A 4,304-nucleotide genomic window follows, 5' to 3' on the forward strand; every position below is an offset into this window, starting at 1 on the left:
CGTATTCATCCCGTTTCTACAGGCATTGAACCCTCGTAAATTGGCTAAGGTATTGGTAGAGAATTGAATTTGCACAAGTCTGATGCTCCCTGGAAATTTGGCGTAGCCCAAGGGAGAGAATGCTCGATAAATCTGTAGTGATAACGCGGCAAATAGGCTAAAAAATCTGATGAGAAAGGCTAAGATTCAGATTGGTGGTTAACAACTTTCAACCATTAAGCCGCAGTAAGTTAAACAATGCCTAGCAAAGAAATTCAAGTCCGAGAGTACACCGTCAGAGCGCATAAACGGCAAATCCACACACGCGTTTTTAATTTTGTTTGTAAGCAGTGCGATCGATCAACTTCTCGTGAGACGTATGGGCCACGACCTCTGTACTGCGAAACCTGTCGTCCTCTAGGGCCACCGAAGAAGTCTAAAGTGACTGCACCAGCTAAGAAAGGTAAGCCCAGGGCTAAGGTCTATAAAAGTGATGTGGATTTTCAGAAGTCGTCGTGAAGCGATCGCTGACTATAAACAAAATGCTTCTGGACAATTGCATACTAGAAGCATCGAGTGTAATTTGCTTGAAAGGGGGATTTTCCCCGTTGACCGAACAATTGTACTATAAGAGGAGTTCAAAACTTTCTATTGGGAATCTAAAATCATAACGATGACATAAACTTGCTCCTAAATCTTTGTGTTTGAGCGAGTAGAAATTCTCAACCTATCTTAGTGATGCAACAGCAACAGACAATCCAAACCTATCTTCAAGCCATCGAAATTTACAATGCTGCTTTGAGGTTTGCCCCCCAAAATTGGAAAATTCTCAAGCGCAAGGCTAGGGCTTGCGATCAGCTATCCCAACTATATTCTCAGCAACAGCAATACCAACATGCTATCGATACTTTAAAGCAAGCTGTTGCTGGATATGAGATGGAGTTTTCTCAAACTCTAAATGATGCCTTAAATATTAGCTATCTGGGAATGCTCATTGAACGATTAGCCGAGCTACAGGTAAGCCAAAAACAGTATGCACAAGCATTTGATTCTTACCAACAAGCGATTTCCATCTATGAGGCTGCGATCGCACTTTCCGTAGATGATTCTGGTAATCATGCGCTCAAAGCTGGTGCATTAACATCATTAGCTGATTTACAATTACTTCAATCACAGTACACACAAGCTCTCTCTAACTATCAACAGGCTGTGGATTGCTACAATACTTCACTATTGCTCAAGCCATTAAAAGGCGTTGAACTAGATCGGGCGGTGACTTTACAAAAATTGGGCAATTGTTTTTGTCAGTTATCGCAAAATTCTCAAGCACTTGAGTGTTACCAAAGTGCAAAGAAAGTGTTTATTCAACTACCTCCAGGCAATAGGCATCTTCGCTGTTTAACTCAACAGATAGAACGACTGAGTAATACTGATTAAATGATTTAGTGAGTATCTGAAGGCATTGTTTGTGCTGAAAAATAATGAATGTAATTTTTTGTCAATGCGTAAGTCATAGAAAAATTACAACTTATTGAGCCAAGTTGGCTTTAGCAGTTTCTGATAGGACGACATTAATTTATTAAAGCGTCAAATAATGTATTAACAGGCACTAGTAAAAACTAATCAATTATTTATGTTTGAGTAATTCTTCAACTTCTGCTAATTTTTGGCGTAATAGTTGTTGAAACTCTATTAATTGAGATGGCTCTGCATTCTTTAGCGATTCTACAGAAACTTTTTGTAGACGATGAGATGTTTGTATTAATGCTTTATTAACAGTTGTCGGTTTAAAAGCTTGTATTTGAGATGCTACTACTTCAGCTACTAATTTTCTTGTAGCAATAACAGATAGTTTTTCCTCGATCACTTTATGCGTAGTTTGTTCTCTAATTAATTTTGCTTTATCTTCAGTTAGCCCTAAATTTTTTGCAGAAAGTTTATGCAATGCCAGTGCGTGAACACCTTTAAGTCCACTTCTTATAGCAACTTTTAAGTCCTCTGGTAAGGCTAGCATAGGAAAAACATTGGCATCAATTGAAGCTGGATTTAACTGTAAGTCTAGTAATATTCTTAACACTGCCTTTTCTGATTCACTTAAATCTAAAATTTCTAGTGCTTGCTCTTGTTCTGTTGCACTAGCTGTAATTATGTCTACAACCGACTGTATTCGCTTTTGTGCATTTAAACGCCGTATAACTGTTGAAAGAATACGTGGAACATCTTGTAAATTTAATCCAGTAACTGTAGATAATTCGCGTACTATTGCCTCGGCTTTATCAAGAGGATTAAGATCCTCTCGATGAAGAGAAGTTAGCAGAGCTTTGCGATGTAAACTTAAGGGTTCTGAGATTACAACTGCTTGTATTGTTGTCCAGCCTAGAACTTTAGCACTGCGCCAGCGGCGCTCTCCATCAAATATCAATAAATGATTAGCTCTTTGAATTAAAATAATTGGTTGTAACTGTCCATCGCTTCTAAGAGAGCGAGACATTGATTTAATACTTTCTTCTAGAAATGTTTGTCTAGGTTGTTCAGAATTTGGCTGAATTTGTTCGAGAGGAATTGTTAGTACTCCTGATTGAGACTGAAGTTGTTTTCGCAATTCTTCAAGTTGTGCTTCTAAATGCGTAGAATTTTGTGAACGCAGTTCTTCAATATCTGCTCTTAATCGCTGTATTTCTTCCTCTGCTTGAGATAACTGCTGAGATTGTTTAGCACCTGAAAAATAATTTGTAAGATTAGTACTATTACGAGCGCACATGATTATTTACTCTTTTTATTTGTTTTAGGCTTTCCAATTAGATTTACAAGATAAGAACTAACCTCCTTAAAATCATCTTTGGCTGGATGTCCAGGACGATAAATATGTAATGGTAACCCTTGACCACTAGCATTGACAAATTCTGCGCTATCTCTAACTGGCAGAAAAGCCCGAATTTTCATTTCTTTTAAGTGTTCAGGTAATGCCGCAAGCATTTGTCGATGGGTACTTCTCCTTGCATCATATTGATTAGGTACAAAACCTAGAATTTCTGGAGCAGGGTTTAAACGCAAGTGCTTGCAATGGTAGTAGTACCACTCTAATAAATGTGCGGCCCCTTGAATTGATTTTGGTTCTAACTGTACAGGAATAATCATGTGTGTAGAAGCCGCTAAAGCTATTAAAGGTAATGGGCCTAAAGTAGCTGGGCAATCAAAAATAATTACATCATGCATTAAGGGATAATCAGTTAAACAATCTGCTAATAGGTAGGCTCCCCGTTTATGAAGAACAAGTTCATCTGCTGTTTGAGTTAATATCATTCCTCCCTGGCATACAGAAACTTTGTTAGTGTACTGACTCCAACATGGGGTTAATGGCCAAGCACCATCGAATTTATCTTTAAGAACCGCTGCTAAGGTTTGTTCTGGCTCTGGTAAAGTCAATCCACAAAATAATGTCAACGAGCCTTGGGGATCGAGGTCTAGCAAAGCTACATTATATTTACGTTTTGCTAGCTCGTAAGCTAAATGAACCGAAAGTGTAGTTTTTCCACTACCCCCGGCATTACTAATTACTGCTAGTCGAATTTGCATACTTTTATTTTGATAGCTGTTTCAAAAACCTACTTTAACGCCTCGACATCATATATCAATATATGATGCTTTAAGCTATCTACCTTTAATATCTCGATATCATATATCAATATATGAGGTGTTGAATTACGCGCTCTCAGCATTTGATTGTTTGTTTATAACATTTTTACAAATAGCTGTCCCCAGCAGTTTCATGAAATCTACTAACCGACCATCTCAACTACCAAAACAAAAGTCCTCTGCTCCAACTCACCCACAATCTAACCCAAATTCTGCTGAGAACCCAACAGAACAATACTCAAAGTATCAGCCCGTCTCTGCTTCTGATGATCTACCGCAGCAACATAACGAAGTGGCGATCGCCCAAGCGACTACTAACCCAGAGCAGCAGCCTAAATCACCTAGACTATCAAAACCTCGAACTCAAAAGCCAGAGTTAAGAGATCAGTTTCAGCACATCAAGTTTTTAGATTGTAATAAACCAGTAGGAAGAGTAATTTTTGAATGTTGGCACTGTCAACAGGGAATAATTAGCGAGTTTAGAGGTGAACCAATAATGGGAGAGTTCAAAGGACGACCTTCCATTATTATGGTGAACGTGGAATGCCCTAACTGTGGTAAAACAGCAATCAAGCTAGGTACGGGAGAGGTACTATCAACAACGGCAATTCCTTCACCTTGGAACCAATGATAGTACTAGACTTGTCCGAAAATTTATAAGCCAGTCTGTGCAAACCTTTGAGAGTCCG

Annotated in this window: 6 protein-coding genes; 4 read left to right on the forward strand and 2 right to left on the reverse strand. The window is 38.6% G+C overall.

The genetic code is table 11. The features are described from left to right. Nucleotides 1–237 precede the first annotated feature (237 nt). From ACM0OY_RS39520 to ACM0OY_RS39530, 3 genes are all read left to right on the forward strand, one after another. Nucleotides 238–498: a hypothetical protein gene (locus ACM0OY_RS39520; RefSeq protein WP_414574160.1), complete on the forward strand. Its 261-nt coding sequence runs from the start codon at nt 238–240 to the stop codon at nt 496–498. Next, complete coding sequence (locus ACM0OY_RS39525; RefSeq protein WP_414574164.1) at nt 473–610, forward strand: hypothetical protein; 138 nt, start codon at nt 473–475, stop codon at nt 608–610. The genes ACM0OY_RS39520 and ACM0OY_RS39525 overlap by 26 nt, the downstream gene beginning before the upstream one ends. Before the next feature lie 107 nt (nt 611–717). Then, nucleotides 718–1,416, forward strand: a complete 699-nt coding sequence (locus ACM0OY_RS39530) for a tetratricopeptide repeat protein (protein WP_414574161.1) — start codon at nt 718–720, stop codon at nt 1,414–1,416. Nucleotides 1,417–1,606: 190 nt separating this feature from the next. On the opposite strand, the gene ACM0OY_RS39535 is transcribed toward ACM0OY_RS39530, so the two are convergent. Continuing rightward, nucleotides 1,607–2,740, reverse strand: a complete 1,134-nt coding sequence (locus ACM0OY_RS39535) for a ParB/RepB/Spo0J family partition protein (RefSeq protein WP_414574162.1) — start codon at nt 2,738–2,740, stop codon at nt 1,607–1,609. Between the two features lie 2 nt (nt 2,741–2,742). Then, on the reverse strand, nt 2,743–3,555 hold the full coding sequence (locus ACM0OY_RS39540) for a ParA family protein (RefSeq protein ID WP_414574019.1): 813 nt from the start codon (nt 3,553–3,555) through the stop codon (nt 2,743–2,745). Between the two features lie 193 nt (nt 3,556–3,748). On the opposite strand from ACM0OY_RS39540, the gene ACM0OY_RS39545 reads away from it, so the two are divergent. Next, nucleotides 3,749–4,246: a hypothetical protein gene (locus tag ACM0OY_RS39545; RefSeq protein ID WP_414574163.1), complete on the forward strand. Its 498-nt coding sequence runs from the start codon at nt 3,749–3,751 to the stop codon at nt 4,244–4,246. Nucleotides 4,247–4,304 lie beyond the last annotated feature (58 nt).

The sequence above is a fragment of the Nostoc sp. CCY 9925 genome (assembly GCF_963920935.1).
In the GTDB taxonomy this organism is placed as follows: Bacteria; Cyanobacteriota; Cyanobacteriia; order Cyanobacteriales; family Nostocaceae; genus Nostoc.